Consider the following 14,801-nt stretch of genomic DNA (forward strand, 5'->3'; position numbering starts at 1 on the left):
GTTGATGATCTAGAACCCTGTTCCCTTTCTTTGAAGCAGCGATTTTAACTCCTCACATATGACATCCATGCTTATTCCCTATATTATTCATTGCTCTTCGTTCTTTTTCAGTGAAATCTCGTTTTTGACTGCGAGCTGGAATACTTCTTTTAGCGTAAGATCACATATAAATTCCAAAGTCTATCATTTAAAACCAGCAGCTGTATCAATAAGTACAACTGCTGGTTTTTCATTTTTTAACCCTTATTAGATAGATTCATTCCAAACTTTGTTCATTTAGCCTGCCTCTTTAGTTTAAGTGCAATCTATCATTATCTTGATGGCATTATGGATAAAGATTCGTAGTCACTCAAAATATAGGATTATTATTGCTTATTTTGACCTCCACGAGACCATATCATAACCGGAATTAATAATAAGGAAAGAATCCCACCGATAAATGATAATGTTAGATAACTTGAACCTGCCATAATCACTCCGGACAAGGCTCCACCAGCAGCTCCCGACAATGCAACGAAGACATCTACTGTTCCTTGTGTTTTAGCCCTCGTAGAAGTTGTAGTGGAATCAACAATAAGTGCAGTCCCGCTTATCAAACCAAAATTCCATCCTAATCCGAGTAAAGAAAGTGCAATTACTAGGAAAACCATGGAATCTCCTGGGGCAAATGCAGCTGTTAAGCCCGCCAGAAGCAACGTAATTCCAGAAGCAATCGCCATAGCAGTTCGCCCCAATTTATCGACAAGGATACCAGTAACCAGCGAAGGAAGATACATGGCGCCTATATGAAAACCAATCACAAGACCGACTTCCCCTACACTATGTCCATGATGCCGCATATGAACAGGTGTCATTGTCATAATGGCTACCATGACAATTTGAGTGAGAACCATAATTGTCGCACCTACAATTATGCCTCTTTTGTTTTCTACTTGCTCAGTAGTAGCTGAATATATTTTCTCATTCAGTTCTTTGTTGGATGCTTCTATTGATCTTGCTATTATTAACGGATCGGGCCGAAGCATAATGAAAAGGACAATCCCCGCTAAGATATATGCAACTGCTGCTAAAATGAATGGTCCAGCAAGTGCTGGAACGCCAATAGAAAGAGCAATATCCCCCATTACATTTACTAAATTCGGACCAGCAACTGCACCAAATGTTGTAAAAACCATCGTAAGACTAATAGCAGTCGCTCTCTGTTTACTATTTGCTAAGTCCGTACCTGCATACCTAGCTTGTAAATTAGTTGCAGTCCCTGAACCATAAACAAGTAAAGATAGAAATAACAGCAAAACGCTATTTATAATTGCTGCAATGATGACGCCTATTGCCCCAAGTCCACCGATCATAAAACCAGTTGCAAGACCTATACGTCGTCCAGATGCTTGCGATAGTCTGCCAACGAGTAAAGCTGCACCTGCTGACCCTAAAGTAAATAATGCTGAAGGAAGTCCGGCAAAGGCTTCTGTACCAAGCATTTGCTGTGCAAGAAGTGCACCCACAGTAACCCCGGCTGCTAATCCTGCACCACCAAAAATTTGTGATACACTTACTACGAATAATGTACGATTATATAACGCTTTTTGTTTTTGTGGAGAAAGTATGTAGCTTTTCAGCGTAGCTGTTTGTACTTCTAATGATTCTACACAATCTTTTTGTACCATATTTCTACCTGCCTTTCTAAAAATCCATTCTATTAAGCTTCTAACAATATTTGAAATATCATAACACGCACAAAAAAACCATACAATGTCACAATTGTATGGCAAACAATATTAGCTAAGATCATTTAATAAACGTTTAAGGATAATCAATCCTTGTTCAAGCTCTTGTGTCGTATTAGGTGCGCAAACGGAGATCCTAACTGCCCTTTCGGGACAACTATTTCCAACTACAAAACGTTCAGCCGCATATACTTGTACGCCCTCTTGCTCAGCTAATGTTTCAAATTCTGCACCTGTTACCTTGCCTGGTAATTGCAGCCAACGAAAGATACCCGTTTCAACACCTAGACACTTATAGTCACTCAAATATCGATCCACGATTTGGTTTCTTTGAATGGTTTGTTTTCGATGACCCTCAATTAAGAGTTCAAATTGGTTGGATACAACCGTCCGTGCTGTCAATTCCGCTAATAACGGGGAAACTGTTATGTTTAAATTATAAAGTGCCTTTGAAATTGGTTCCTTATATTGGCTTGGCACTGCTACATAGGCTAGTCGTAATCCTGGTGCTAATGCTTTAGATAAACCCGCAATATAGATAACCTGTTCGGGGGCGAATGATGCAACTGCTGGTAGTGGGTTTTTATTAAGAAGATGGTAAGATCCATCCTCAATAATGAACTGATTATATTTTTTAGCAACGCTTGCAATCTTTTTTCGATTCTCAACCGACATTAAGGAAGCTGTCGGATTATGATAATCTGGCATCAAGTATATGCCTTTAATATTTTCATTTTTACAAGCATCTTCAAAAGAAGTTGGACTCATTTCAAAGTTCTCTGATTTTATCGGTACTATTTGTACATTAAGCATCGCTGCAACAGTTTTTAAGCCCGGGTATGTATGCTGGTCAGCCCCAATGCGTTCGCCAGGCTTACAAAGGCCTGCTAGTGTAGCAGCAATTGCATTTTGTGCGCCATTTGCAAATAAAATGTGTTCAACGTCTGTTTCGAATCCCCCTCTTCGGAGTAACTTTATAGCTGCATCTTTTTGCCAAATACTTTCGCCTGTCCGGCCATATCCAAACCATTTTTCGTAATCTGTCTCTTGCAGCATACTTTTCAATTGGATTAGCAATGGCTCGTACGAAGCATTATCTGGAAGTGTTGCTCCCATTTCAATTAAATGCTGTGGCTTGGTGTCTTCAAGCAAATAGGCATTCGATAACGCATCATACGATACAAATGTCCCGCTTCCAACTGAAGCGCTTAACAAGCCCTTCAACTCACATACTTTAAAAGCTTTTGAAATAGTACTCAGATTTAAATCTAAATAGTCAGCCAATTCTCTTTGTGGTGGAAGTTTTGTTCCTGGTAACAAATCTCCGTTAAGAATGTCCTTTTCCAATTGCCTTGCAATTGCTTGATATATAGGCTTTTCAGTTTTATTAATCGAAGGCTTCCAGCTCATCGGATAATTTTCAAAAGAATTAATCGGCATAATATCCATCCCTTTTTACAAATTGATATGATTTTAACCTTTATATAACAAATATGATTTTCTATATGCCTATCAGTGAGAGAGACGCAGCTCGAAGACCACTCAAACCAGCTCCAACAATAACTACAGAATCATTCACATTCATCCTTCCTTTTGACCGTATTTATTTACAGGATTCTGGGTTTTCATGATTTTAGGTTTTTCATTAATTTTTGAACCATTTCATCATAAGTTTGAAGCGTAATAAGCAGGATTATATTGTTAAATATAAAAAATCTACTCCTGTAGTATTGCCACTGTATTTTTGATAAAGTCGTATTTCCTCATTTGAAGACCATTTGAATTCCCCTAAATATCTATCCAATAAAAATATATTAGATTTCTCTTCAATTAACACTTTATGTTTAATAAGCTCCCCACTATTTGTAAGAACGCTTATTGATAAAGCTGCTTTATATAAAATAATTTCAATCTCTACAACAGCTATTAACTTTCTAGCAGAATTATATTTCGGTTTTTTCCAAAAATATTTACATTCATAATTAGCAAGAACAACTTTATAATAAACATCCTTATTGCACCTGTTAATTTACAATTTACAAAATGAACAGCTGAAAAATACAGAATTTTCTTTTCCTCGATATTTCAAATAAAATTTATAAAAATAGCCACTCTACCCGAAAATAGAGTGGTTTGTTGAGCAGAACTTTTTGAGGATGTTTTCTTGTCAATATCATACTAATTACGGCAGTCGTTTTATATAAGGCCCGTTTAGTGATAGTTCAATGAGTGTTTTTGCCATTTGAACGGGAGCAATTTCATAGTTCGTCGTAATCCACCATCTTATACATTCTAAATAGGCACCCGCTGCATAGGCAATGATCAGTTGTTCATTTACGTTAATTAGATACGGACGTGTCTGGGAAAAATAAATTCCATTACGTACATATTCTTTTAATATTTCTTGGATGCCATTCGTAAACAACGCATCCGTTTGATAAATAAGCAACGTCTCATATGCAATGTGATTTTTTTGGACATGTTCGAAAAGCAAAGTTAAGTTTTCTGTTTTTTCTTCTTCTGTAATTTTATCAAGCGGCTTGGGATTATGAATGGTCAACGCCTGCTTCAATTCCGAAAGTAATTCTTCAATCATCGCTTTTCGTAATTCATTAATATCTTTATATAGTTTATAAAACGTTGGTCTTGTTACCGCTGCCTTTTTGCAAACTTGTTGAATTGAAAATTGATCATGTCCTTCAATTATCAATGACAAATATGCCTCATGTAATTTTTCTTTCGATCTAACTTGTCTTGGATCTAATTTCATTTTATCACCTACTATTTATAATAGTAGCATGAAAATACTTGTGGGTTAAAACAAATTATAGAGCTGTTCATCTGCCATCAATGACTAATTGAGCGTCTGTCATTGTCATAAAGCGTGATCCCTCTAATGCAATGTGTACGCGCTTGATACAATGGCATACCCGCTTCCATCGTGTGTGCTGTCATTACGATAAAACCAGGGTGTACTGAATTGACACGGATTTTATCTTTTTCGTATTCAACAACAGCCGATTTTGATGAAGTACGTAATGCACCTTTTTCAGTTATGTAAGGACTAGAGCTTGCCAATCCAAAAATACAACCAATAGATGAAATGTTAATGACTGAACCACCGCCAGCTTTTTGCATTTCATAAATTATGTATTTCATACCTAGCACACAGCCGTTTAAGCTAATGTTCAGATCCCAATTCCATTCATCCATTCCATCGTTGCAAAGTTTTTATTAACGTTGTGCTTCATCGTCAAAATACTACTGAAACGCCTACACTATTCGCAGCACCTGTAATAATAACTATTTTGCTTATAAACACATATTTTTTACTCCTAACCAACAAAACTTTATTTACAAAATGTAAATTAGTTCATATAATAAATTAACAACATGAAATCTAATACGCAACCTGAAAGTTCATGTTGTAAAATTTTAAAGAGGTGTTATAACATGAGTCGTTTAGAAAACAAAGTAGCTATCGTAACAGGTGCCGCTTCAGGCATGGGTGAAGCAACTGCAAAACTATTTGCTGCACAAGGTGCGAAAGTAGTAGCTGCTGACATTAATGTAGCTGGATTAGAGCGTGTAGTAGCTGAAGTGAAAGCAGCTGGCGGAGAAATCGTAGCAAAACAAGTGGATATTGGTAATGAGGAAATGATCAAAGACATGATTCAAACAGCTGTTGATACATATGGCCGTTTAGATATCTTAATGAATAATGCTGCGCGCTTAGATTTCCATAAAGACGTAAACGTAAAAGACATGGACGTTTTTGAGTGGGATGAAACAATGCGTTATAACTTAAAATCTGTTATGTTAGGTACCAAATACGCGCTTCCAGTGATGATAGAAAATGGTGGCGGTTCGATCATCAACACAGCATCAATGGGAGGACAAGTAGGTGAAATGACGAAATCAGCTTACGCAGCAGCCAAAGCAGGTGTTATTTCATTAACACGTTCAACAGCTGTACAATTCGGTAAACAAGGTATCCGTTGTAACGCGATTGCCCCTGGTATGGTAATGCCAAAAGACCGTATCGATAATGCCCCAGAAGCTTTAGCTGCCTTAATCGATATTTACAAAGATATCAAATTATTAGATCGTATCGGTGATCCTATGGATATCGCAAACTTAGCTTTATTCTTAGCAAGTGATGAGTCTTCATTCATAACTGGTCAAGTAATCAACTCGGATGGTGGTATGCTTGTACAAAATCCAACTGTAAATGCATTGAAAAAAGCGAATATAAGCTGGTAAGCCTTTAACTTAACTTATTTACAATAAGTAAATTAGTTTTATTTTAAAGAAGCATTTCTAAAATATTTTTGATTTACTTTTAGTCCAATTGACGGATTGGTATTCATACAACGAGAAAAATTCATAATTATTGTTACTCCCCTACTATGTCGAATACAGCCTTACTGAAAAGGGACAAACTCGCTGGCCTATCATTCAGGAAATGTGCCAATGGGGAGAGCAAAAAAGAGAAAAATAAACAGAGCACAGCTAAGTATTCTGCCTCGATAATATGTAATCAGTTTTTAGCTTCGCGGCATTTAAAATCCAAAATAGAAGTGGCTAGCATACATCGCTAAAATAGAAATGTTCAATAAAAATTAAGTGGACCTACAGGTAAGATCCAGTAGGTCCACAGTTTTATTAAGCAGCAGCTTTATTGATGTTAGTAGCCGTAAGGTCGGTTGTATGGGCGGTTATAGTACGGATAGCGGTAGTATGGTGGGTATGCTGGAAAGGCTGGGTATATTGGATAGAATGGGAAAAACGGGTACTGGTAATGCGGAATTCTTCTTCGACGACGTCTCCCATAACCGTCATAGTCATAATCATAGTCATCATCATCTCTGTAATCTTGATAACCGCCATATTGTCCGTAATTTTGCATAATATTCCCCCTCTTTATTTCGATATAGGTTATGCAAATTGCCTATAAAGAAGCTAAGCATTTGCCTAGGAGGATTTTGTTGTATCGGTGTAGTCAAAAGTATTGACTATGATAATCTATTTACAAATATCATAATAACCGTCCTCCAATATTGGAAAGACGGTTTAATATTAATTGAATTTCCGCTAAAGCCCCTTTATATCCTGCTGCTTAAACATTGCCTAGATAGCTTCGCGTTATGTTTGGGAGAACAATTTTTCCGTTCTTACTGTACTTTTCGAATAGCTCTGACAGGAGAAAAACAAACCTTTTATATTCGTCGTCATCTTTTTTGGGCGCATAGGATGCTGATAAATTCCTTCCCAAAAAGCCTTCATAATCAAAAAGCATTTCACTTTGATATATTTTGAATTCATACTTTCCATCTTTAAAAAAGCTGCTAAACACTTCTGGTGTTTGTTCTATCCCACCGCTGAATCCTTTGAAATTCGAACAGGTCTTTCGGCAAATTGCTTCATTCTCTTTAATAACCGGACTAGTTAAATCCCTGCTGTTCCACACAAGAGCAACATTTTTCTTCTGTTTCAAGATCCGTTGACATTCGATTTTGAATGCTTTTTTATCAAACCAATGAAATGCCTGGGCAACAGTTACTAAATCCACACTATTTTCTTTTAATGTTGTATTTTCAGCAGTGGCTTTTATTGAGTTGAAACGAGCGTATTGTTTTAACGATTGCTCAGCAATCGTTCTCATATCATCATTTGGTTCAACACCTATTACATGTAAACCTCTTTCAAGCAGCTGGTGGCTAAATATTCCCGTACCTGAACCAATGTCGGCCACAATGCTGTCTTCTTTTAGCTGGTTAGCCGAAAACAGATAATCGATATATTCATCAGGGTAACTAGGACGGTATTTTGCATATATATCAGCCTTGCCGGTAAAATTCCCTGTTGTTTTCATCGTACTCCCTCCTTTTGCTACTCTGTTTATATCTGCATGGTTTCAAAAAATTTACGACAGAATTTTTTGCTCTCTGCCGCAGATTCTTTTCACTTACGGTTTAACTATTTGTCCCTTAATTTGAAAAAGCAGCTGATCCCATTTTGGAATCAGCCGAAATCATTTTGATGATTAATTTTTACCTTACTATTATTTAATAATAGGCGTCCATTTTCAATCTGTCTTTTTCAGCAGCTGGAATAAAGCTTTGGCTCTATTTTGATCTGAATTGCTATGTTTTTTGACATATATAAACAGGCATATGTCACCTATATACCCTAATGCTTTGGAAGATATAGCTTTCCTTTATGCATTAACATTCTGTTTTTCGGCAGTCTCGCTATTGCTTCTGCACTGCAGCTTGCCTCAATAAATACAAAACTAGCGTCCATTCCAACCTGTGGCCACTGTTGCTGCCCCTCTATCGTTAACGGTGTTACCCCTTGCGTAATCAGACTTAAGCTCCCGCGCAAGGAACGCTCATTTGCCTTTCCTGTATAATCGCAGAAATTATGCAGCTTCTCCAAAATATCGCCGGAAAAATAAGGGCTCCAGGAATCATAAAAACCATCACAGCCTAAAGCAACGTTGACTCCTTCTGTTTGCAGCAGATCAATCGGTATGAGCTGATGGTTAATGGATATCGGTATAGTGGACATGATTTCTACATCGTGTTCGCCTAGCTTTTTCGCAAACTGCTGTTGCAAACGGGGCGGCAAACCACTTAAGCCAAATGCATGACTGAATGCTGTACGACCTTTATAGTTTTGCTCCTTCACCATATCCAGCCATTTATCCATCGTATAGAAGCCTACTTGTCCCCTATCATGAAGATGCATATCCACATCTACCTGGCAGTCCTTTGCTATATCCATCGTCAGTTGTAGTGATTTTTCAATATCGTTATCAATACCTGCTGGATCAAGTGCACCTAAGATTGTGGCACCGCTATTTAATGCTTGTCTCAATAAGCCAGGCATTTCTTCGTGAGCCAGCAAACCATGTTGGGGAAACGCCACAATTTCATAGGTTACATACTGATCATAGGCTTCCAGCGCTTTTTTAACACCTTCCAGATTTTTCAGTTTTATAAAAGGATCGATATTGACATGTGTTCGAATATGGTTCACACCGTTATTCAAATGCAATTCAATCATTGCAGAGGCCCTTTGCATCACCGTTTCGGAAAGTACTTCTAATTCTGCTGCTTCCAGCTCTAATCTTTCCGGTAGGTTATTCACAGGACGGCAAGCTCTCCATCCTAGGGAAAGATAGGTTTTATCCAAATGATTATGCATTTCTTTAAATGCAGGAAGTGCAAGCTTTCCTTCCATGTCAATTGAATTTGTCCCAGGCACATTCGATGAAGCAGGTAGGATGTTTTCAATCAATCCTTCTGAAACTTGAATGTGAAATAAACCAGTCTCGGTTTTTATACTGCCATCATCGTATGTGGACTCTCCTGTTTCCAGCCGTACATTGCGCACCCATGTTTTCATCGGAATTCCCCCTTCAACTCTATCTCTTCTTTATGAATCACTTTTCCTTTTGAGAGGACTGTTGAAATAGGACAACGTCTTGCGATTAGATGTGCAGAGCTCACAGCATCTACAAGCAGCGCATTTGCCGTATCTCCAGTTTTCGGCCACTGCTGTTCCCCTGTAAGATTTAAAGGCGTTATACCGCCCGTAGCGTATTTTAAGGACTGTCCGATGTGCCATTCATCTATGTAGCCAAAGCGCTCTATAAATTGGTTTAATTTTTGAATTGTATCCCCGCTTCCAAAAGGCGACCAATGATCCACAAGACTATCATGACCAAATGCCACTTTTACCCCCTTATCATACAAATATTTCACAGGGATCGTAATAGGGCCTGCACCAATTGGAATGGTTGTCGTCAAACCAACTTGGTTTGCAGCCATGCGGGTTATTAACGGATTTAATGATTTTTCCGGCAAATCCGCCAAAGCGAATGCATGACTGATCGTTACGTCCTTTTTAAAAGAGCGTTGTTCCATTTCATTCAAAATAAGTTGAATGTCAAATTCACCTAATGTGTTTTGTTCATGTAAGTGAATGTCGATGCCAACCCCGTATTTTTCAGCTAATTGAAAGGTTGTTTTGATCACTTCGCTGCTATTGCGGTCTACTAAAGCAGGATCTACCCCTCCGATATGAGTAGCGCCCATTTGTAATGCCTTTTCCATGATTGTTAAAAACGAAGGTCCGTTACGCAATAACCCGTGCTGAGGGAATGCAACGATTTCATACGTGATTTGATCTTGATAACTATCCAGCACACGTTTAACGATGTCTATATGTTTCGTCTCAATTTGTGGATCAACATTCACATGTGTTCGAATATGCGTATGTCCGTTTTTAATATAATGCTGCACCATCGCGTGTGCTCTATCTTCCGCAACATCCAATTGCTTCGGTAATAAAAGGGCTTCTTCCTTAAAACGTGAAAAAATACCTTCTGTCGCTATCGTAGGTGCTTTCCATTCTCCGCTGAAATATGTTTTATCAATATGTGTATGCATCTCTTTGAAAGATGGAATGAGCAGTTGCATGTTGGCATCTACTACAACGGCATCGTTCACTTCAATCGACGGAGCAATTTCAACAAATATCCCATTTTCAATCAACACATCAAATAGTTCCGTTTTTGTCGCTGTGACAAACGATTGCTCATACAGATAGCCTGTTTCCAGACGCACATTCTTTAGTAATAATCGCAAAAAAACACTCCCCTTTTACTCCGCAGTTCGTTTATGATAGATAAAGGCTAATACTAGCTGCCTGACTTAAAGAAACATCCCTTCAAGTTAAGTCACTACTATATTCGATACTGACTATGTATAGTTTGACTTTCAAAAACAAATATAAGTATGTCTTTGAACACTTGTATACAAGTATCCAAAGACAAAGGCTATATTATTTTCTTCGCAAAAAGTATAGTTTCCTAATTCCGGTACACTATGCAGCTAACTGTTTTTAATAGGCTCCAAGTGAACCTGAAGTCAATTCTCCATTGAATATTGTAGCTGCTCGCCTCGATCTGCGAGCAACAGCTTCAGCAGAACAGGATGCTTCGACCAAAACTAGATTTGCTTCGTCGCCGATCTTTGGCCATACTTGTCTACCTTCCTGATCCAGCGTTGTTTTGCCGCCCGTAATATAATAAAGTGCCTGTGACAGTGAACGCTCATCCACCCAATGAGAAATCTCGGCCAAACGCCCAACGCGTTCTAGTATATCGCCATTGCCGAAGGGTGACCACACATCAAAAATGTTATCGCACCCAACAGCAACCGGTACGCCATGCTTACGCAATAAGCCCATTGGAGGGAATTTACGATTAATCGGTATGCTGGAGATAATCGTGATCCCCGCATCAGCAAGTAGGTCAGCCATTTCTTCAGCTTGGGTTAATGGGATATCTCCGAGTCCAAACGCATGGCTAATCGCTACTTTTCCTTGCAAACCCGCTTCTTTTGTTAACTGAGCTAGTCTTTTTATAGTGAAAATCCCTAAATGATTCGGGTCATGCAAATGCAGGTCAATACCAGCATTTCCTTCTACAGCTAACTCTACCATCGCTTTTAACGAAGCCTCGATATCCCCGTCTACTGTAGCAGGATCAACCCCACCTACAAAACTTGCTCCACTTTTTAGTGCTTCTCTAACTAAATCTCTTGAATCTGTACGTAATAGACCATGCTGTGGAAAGGCAACAATTTCATACGTCAATTTCCCCTCAAATGTACGTAATGCCTTTTGAACGTTTTCTAAATTCTTTAACCCTATCTCAGGATAAATATCTACATGTGTACGTACATGGGTAACGCCGTATGCCACATATGTTTCAAGCAATAATTCCGCACGTTCCTGCGTAGCAGTATCCAAAGAAGGAAGAACTTCTTTTTCAATATCCAAGCGCTCAAAGATATTCCGGACAGGTGTCACAGGACGCCAACGATCGCCAAGCAATGTTTTGTCCAAATGACAATGTTTTTCCACGAAAGATGGCAGGGCCAATAGCTGTTTCGCATCAGTCCGGGGCAAATCATCTGCTATCTTCTCGGAAGAAGGAATTATCTTTGCGATTTTCTTATTTTCAATCAATAAATGGAAATTTTCTGAATTCGTTCCCGTTACAATCCCTTCATCGATTTGATAACCTGTTTCTAAACGTGTATTTGTTAACCAATAAGTAGAGCTCACACACATCGATCCTTTCCTATATTCATTTAATAGTGGCTATAAATTTTTCTCATTCCAGCTTTCACCAACAGCCCTGATATAAATATGCTATCATGATTATAATTATATGAAAAATATTAATAAAATTAGTTTTATTGATTTTTTTCATATACCATTTTCCATTTACTAGTTGGAGAGGATGTCAATGATTGATATTAGGCAGCTACGCTATTTTATTGCCATCGTAGAAGAGAGGAAAATTTCTGCAGCGGCTAAAAGGCTTCATATGTCTCAACCCCCATTAAGCCAGCAATTAAAAGCAATGGAAGATGAGCTTGGTTCGAAGCTATTCGAAAGAAGCGGGAAGTTTTTAGAGCTGACAGAGGCGGGAAAAGCGCTGTATAAGAATGCTTTGAAAATAACCCAGTTGATGGAGGAAACTAAAGCAGAGGTAAAGGAAGTCGGTAAAGGCGTCAATGGAAGACTTACAATGGGCGTCAATACATTTTCAGTCAGCGGGCTCCCTCAATTACTGGCGCAATTTCAAAAGCAATACCCAAAGATTACGTATAAAATCCAGCAAAATGAATCTTCCCATCTTTGTCAATTAGTCAGGGACAGAATTGTGGAACTAGCGATTATCCGCTTGCCTCTCAATCTGGACGATTTTTCTGTACTTCATCTATGTAATGAGCCATTTTGTTTCATCACGTCGAAGAAGCGAACATTAGATGTTCAAGAGGTAACACTAGATGAAATTCAAAAGTATCCTCTTCTTTTTCCAAGTACGGAGGGACTAGGTGTGCATTACTTGATTGTTGAAGCTTTTTCCCGGGCTAATCTACACCCAGCAATTGCTGGTGAGTGTTCAGATATTAGCCTTTTGCTGGATCTTGTCGCCTCTGACTTTGCCGCATCCATTGTTCCGGAAACCATCCTTAAAACATATCGCGGACATGACATTAATGCTTACCAGATAACAAAAGCAGCAGGGTTGTCCGGATCAGTCGGATTAATATGGCTGAAAGACCACAGCTTGTCGCAGGCGGCACAGAACTTTCTCGAGATGATCCAAAAAACGTAAGAGATCACTAAAAAGCTCCCAACTACTTTAGCTGGGAGCCCTATTTATGATGGCTGTTCACAAAAGCTACTCGGCAAGCCTGAAAATACTCTTATTTTCCGTATGCCTTTGACAGCTTCCTAATCATGCTTCTTGACCACTTTTAGCACTGGCCGTAATATAAATCAAAATCAAATGTTCAAACCACCTTTTTAGCTATTTACAGCTTTGAGGAACCCATCTTTTATCATGATTTAGATCTACTCTTCTCCATCACCTGTGCCATTTGTTCAGCGTTATGATCATTCTCTCTATAAAGATTCTCTATAATATTTTGGTAGTCTTCATCAGTCCTGTTTTGGCTCAGCTTGTATGCAGCCTGGATGTCCTTTACGGTAATTTTGAACCCGATAACGCCCTTTACTTGATTGTTTAACAACTGCGGAGATAGTTTTTCCCATAAAACCGGCTTGTTGCGGTGCATTTCATATTTTTGCAGCAGCATGGTCAAATCCCGCTCTAACTCTTCTCCATCCAAAATACGGGCCGGGCCATACATATGTACTGCCTGATAATTCCAAGTGGGAACATTCTCCTTTTCATACCAAGAGGACGAAATATAAGCATGTGGTCCCTGGAACATGACTAAAACGTCTTCGCAGGCTTCAAATGTTCTCCACTGCGTGTTTCCAATAGCCATATGTCCGGTTAAAAGGTAAGTATCGCCTTCTTTTATAAGCTGAACCGGTAAATGAGTGGCAATTGGCTTTCCCTGTTCCGTCGTAACGATCGTTGCAAACGAATTTTCCTGAACAAAGTCCCATATTTCTTCCGTATTTGATACGCTAAAAAACTTTGGAATATACATAGTTATCCACCCTTCGGAAAAGTTATAAAATGGTTTTTGTCATGATAATATCGATTTGCTCTTCCTCACCCATATAAAAGGAATGTGAACCGGTTTGGACAAAGCCCATTTTTTTATAAAATGCAATGGCATTTTCATTTTTCTCCCAAACACCGAGCCAAACTTTCTTTTTCTTGTATTCTTGTGCCGTTTCTAATGCTTTCGTTAATAAACGTTTGCCCAGACCGTGCTTTTGAAAATTGCTTTTTAAGTAAATTCGTTCGATTTCCAGGTATTCATCGCCCATCTCTTCAGATTGAGCCTCGTTTCTATTGAGCTTTAAATAGCCGGCGAGCTCCTCATTAAATGTAATAAAAAAGAATGTCGAAGAGATTTCAGCTAATTCGGTTTCCAGCTGTTTTATGTTAAATGCCTTCTCTAAATAAGCCGTCATGTTTTCAGGCGAATTTTGGTGCTGAAAAGTTTCCTGAAAGGTGTCGATACTAATTTCCTGCAGCTCTTTTAAGTCTTCTTTCGTACATTTTCTTATTGTTATCGTCATATAGATTTACGCTCCTGTAACATCAATAGTTTCTTTTATTTCCCTTTTTAACATATTCCCAGTCTTTTTCTACGTTTTTTCTTACTCTCTGCAGTAGATTATACATAAGGTCTGCTTCTTCCTCGGAAAAACCTTCTAATGCCATCCGGTCCGAATAGTCATGTTCCTTTTTTATAAAAGGATAGATCATTTTAGCTTTTTCGGTAGGAAATAGCTTTTTGATTTTTTTGTTTTGCTGATCTTCCTTCTTCTCGATAAACCCATTCATCTCTAGCTTCTTTATGGCACGGGCTGCTGTAGTACGGTCGACTTTTATCATTTCTGCTACCTTTTCTTGAATGACGCCCGGATTTTCGCAAATCCGCACAACATACAGGTACTGTCCTTTTGTCAGGTCATACTCCTTAAATTCTATATTGCTGATGGAATCTAATGCCCGCGCAATCATGCCGATTTCCCGAAGTATTTCTTTCATAACTA

General features: G+C 38.5%; 15 protein-coding genes. 3 read left to right on the forward strand and 12 right to left on the reverse strand.

The window, feature by feature from the left end; all coding sequences use genetic code 11:
* Positions 1-365: 365 nt before the first annotated feature.
* From BOD01S_RS12875 to BOD01S_RS12890, 4 genes are all read right to left on the reverse strand, one after another.
* A complete protein-coding gene (locus tag BOD01S_RS12875; protein ID WP_036159065.1) occupies positions 366-1,667 on the reverse strand; it encodes an MFS transporter in 1,302 nt (433 codons plus the stop codon).
* A 111-nt stretch (positions 1,668-1,778) separates the two neighbouring features.
* The gene (locus BOD01S_RS12880; RefSeq protein WP_036159067.1) at positions 1,779-3,167 is read right to left on the reverse strand and encodes an aminotransferase-like domain-containing protein; all 1,389 of its coding nucleotides are present in this window, start codon (positions 3,165-3,167) and stop codon (positions 1,779-1,781) included.
* Between the two features lie 742 nt (positions 3,168-3,909).
* A complete protein-coding gene (locus BOD01S_RS12885) occupies positions 3,910-4,497 on the reverse strand; it encodes a TetR/AcrR family transcriptional regulator (protein WP_036159069.1) in 588 nt (195 codons plus the stop codon).
* A 77-nt stretch (positions 4,498-4,574) separates the two neighbouring features.
* Entirely contained in the window at positions 4,575-4,940 is a 366-nt protein-coding gene (locus BOD01S_RS12890) for an SDR family oxidoreductase (protein ID WP_052125008.1), read from the reverse strand.
* 240 nt (positions 4,941-5,180) lie between these two features.
* On the opposite strand from BOD01S_RS12890, the gene BOD01S_RS12895 reads away from it, so the two are divergent.
* Positions 5,181-5,990 (forward strand): SDR family NAD(P)-dependent oxidoreductase, encoded by an 810-nt coding sequence (locus tag BOD01S_RS12895; protein ID WP_036159071.1) that lies wholly within the window; start codon positions 5,181-5,183, stop codon positions 5,988-5,990.
* A 130-nt stretch (positions 5,991-6,120) separates the two neighbouring features.
* Positions 6,121-6,228 (forward strand): winged helix-turn-helix transcriptional regulator, encoded by a 108-nt coding sequence (locus BOD01S_RS22620; protein ID WP_081978064.1) that lies wholly within the window; start codon positions 6,121-6,123, stop codon positions 6,226-6,228.
* 164 nt (positions 6,229-6,392) lie between these two features.
* Here the strand turns inward: BOD01S_RS22620 and BOD01S_RS12900 are convergent, their stop codons facing one another.
* The 5 genes from BOD01S_RS12900 to BOD01S_RS12920 form a co-directional block, all read right to left on the reverse strand.
* The gene (locus tag BOD01S_RS12900) at positions 6,393-6,617 is read right to left on the reverse strand and encodes a hypothetical protein (RefSeq protein ID WP_036159074.1); all 225 of its coding nucleotides are present in this window, start codon (positions 6,615-6,617) and stop codon (positions 6,393-6,395) included.
* Between the two features lie 229 nt (positions 6,618-6,846).
* Positions 6,847-7,602, reverse strand: coding sequence for a class I SAM-dependent methyltransferase (locus BOD01S_RS12905; protein WP_036159075.1), 756 nt, complete (start codon positions 7,600-7,602; stop codon positions 6,847-6,849).
* Positions 7,603-7,919: 317 nt separating this feature from the next.
* On the reverse strand, positions 7,920-9,140 hold the full coding sequence (locus BOD01S_RS12910) for an amidohydrolase (RefSeq protein WP_036159078.1): 1,221 nt from the start codon (positions 9,138-9,140) through the stop codon (positions 7,920-7,922).
* Positions 9,137-10,384: an amidohydrolase gene (locus BOD01S_RS12915; protein WP_036159079.1), complete on the reverse strand. Its 1,248-nt coding sequence runs from the start codon at positions 10,382-10,384 to the stop codon at positions 9,137-9,139. The genes BOD01S_RS12910 and BOD01S_RS12915 overlap by 4 nt, the downstream gene beginning before the upstream one ends.
* 256 nt (positions 10,385-10,640) lie before the next feature.
* On the reverse strand, positions 10,641-11,870 hold the full coding sequence (locus tag BOD01S_RS12920; protein ID WP_088321717.1) for an amidohydrolase: 1,230 nt from the start codon (positions 11,868-11,870) through the stop codon (positions 10,641-10,643).
* A gap of 187 nt (positions 11,871-12,057) precedes the next feature.
* Here BOD01S_RS12920 and BOD01S_RS12925 point away from each other — a divergent pair, with 187 nt between their 5' ends.
* Positions 12,058-12,933, forward strand: a complete 876-nt coding sequence (locus tag BOD01S_RS12925) for a LysR family transcriptional regulator (protein WP_036159701.1) — start codon at positions 12,058-12,060, stop codon at positions 12,931-12,933.
* Positions 12,934-13,159: 226 nt separating this feature from the next.
* On the opposite strand, the gene BOD01S_RS12930 is transcribed toward BOD01S_RS12925, so the two are convergent.
* The 3 genes from BOD01S_RS12930 to BOD01S_RS12940 are packed head-to-tail and all read right to left on the reverse strand — an operon-like array spanning position 13,160 to position 14,796.
* Positions 13,160-13,780 (reverse strand): FMN-binding negative transcriptional regulator, encoded by a 621-nt coding sequence (locus BOD01S_RS12930; protein WP_036159084.1) that lies wholly within the window; start codon positions 13,778-13,780, stop codon positions 13,160-13,162.
* Between the two features lie 22 nt (positions 13,781-13,802).
* Positions 13,803-14,321, reverse strand: coding sequence for a GNAT family N-acetyltransferase (locus BOD01S_RS12935; RefSeq protein WP_036159086.1), 519 nt, complete (start codon positions 14,319-14,321; stop codon positions 13,803-13,805).
* Between the two features lie 22 nt (positions 14,322-14,343).
* On the reverse strand, positions 14,344-14,796 hold the full coding sequence (locus BOD01S_RS12940; protein WP_036159088.1) for a MarR family winged helix-turn-helix transcriptional regulator: 453 nt from the start codon (positions 14,794-14,796) through the stop codon (positions 14,344-14,346).
* Positions 14,797-14,801: the final 5 nt, after the last annotated feature.

This window comes from Lysinibacillus odysseyi 34hs-1 = NBRC 100172 (assembly GCF_001591965.1).
GTDB classification, from domain to species: domain Bacteria; phylum Bacillota; class Bacilli; order Bacillales_A; family Planococcaceae; genus Lysinibacillus_B; species Lysinibacillus_B odysseyi.

Bases quoted from the DNA above. Each gene is read 5' to 3' on its own strand.
- BOD01S_RS12875 (WP_036159065.1), bottom strand. From the start codon at position 1,667: ATGGTACAAAAAGATTGTGTAGAATCATTAGAAGTACAAACAGCTACG.
- BOD01S_RS12880 (WP_036159067.1), bottom strand. From the start codon at position 3,167: ATGCCGATTAATTCTTTTGAAAATTATCCGATGAGCTGGAAGCCTTCG.
- BOD01S_RS12885 (WP_036159069.1), bottom strand. From the start codon at position 4,497: ATGAAATTAGATCCAAGACAAGTTAGATCGAAAGAAAAATTACATGAG.
- BOD01S_RS12890 (WP_052125008.1), bottom strand. From the start codon at position 4,940: ATGGATGAATGGAATTGGGATCTGAACATTAGCTTAAACGGCTGTGTG.
- BOD01S_RS12895 (WP_036159071.1), top strand. From the start codon at position 5,181: ATGAGTCGTTTAGAAAACAAAGTAGCTATCGTAACAGGTGCCGCTTCA.
- BOD01S_RS12900 (WP_036159074.1), bottom strand. From the start codon at position 6,617: ATGGCGGTTATCAAGATTACAGAGATGATGATGACTATGATTATGACT.
- BOD01S_RS12905 (WP_036159075.1), bottom strand. From the start codon at position 7,602: ATGAAAACAACAGGGAATTTTACCGGCAAGGCTGATATATATGCAAAA.
- BOD01S_RS12910 (WP_036159078.1), bottom strand. From the start codon at position 9,140: ATGAAAACATGGGTGCGCAATGTACGGCTGGAAACAGGAGAGTCCACA.
- BOD01S_RS12930 (WP_036159084.1), bottom strand. From the start codon at position 13,780: ATGTATATTCCAAAGTTTTTTAGCGTATCAAATACGGAAGAAATATGG.
- BOD01S_RS12935 (WP_036159086.1), bottom strand. From the start codon at position 14,321: ATGACGATAACAATAAGAAAATGTACGAAAGAAGACTTAAAAGAGCTG.
- BOD01S_RS12940 (WP_036159088.1), bottom strand. From the start codon at position 14,796: ATGAAAGAAATACTTCGGGAAATCGGCATGATTGCGCGGGCATTAGAT.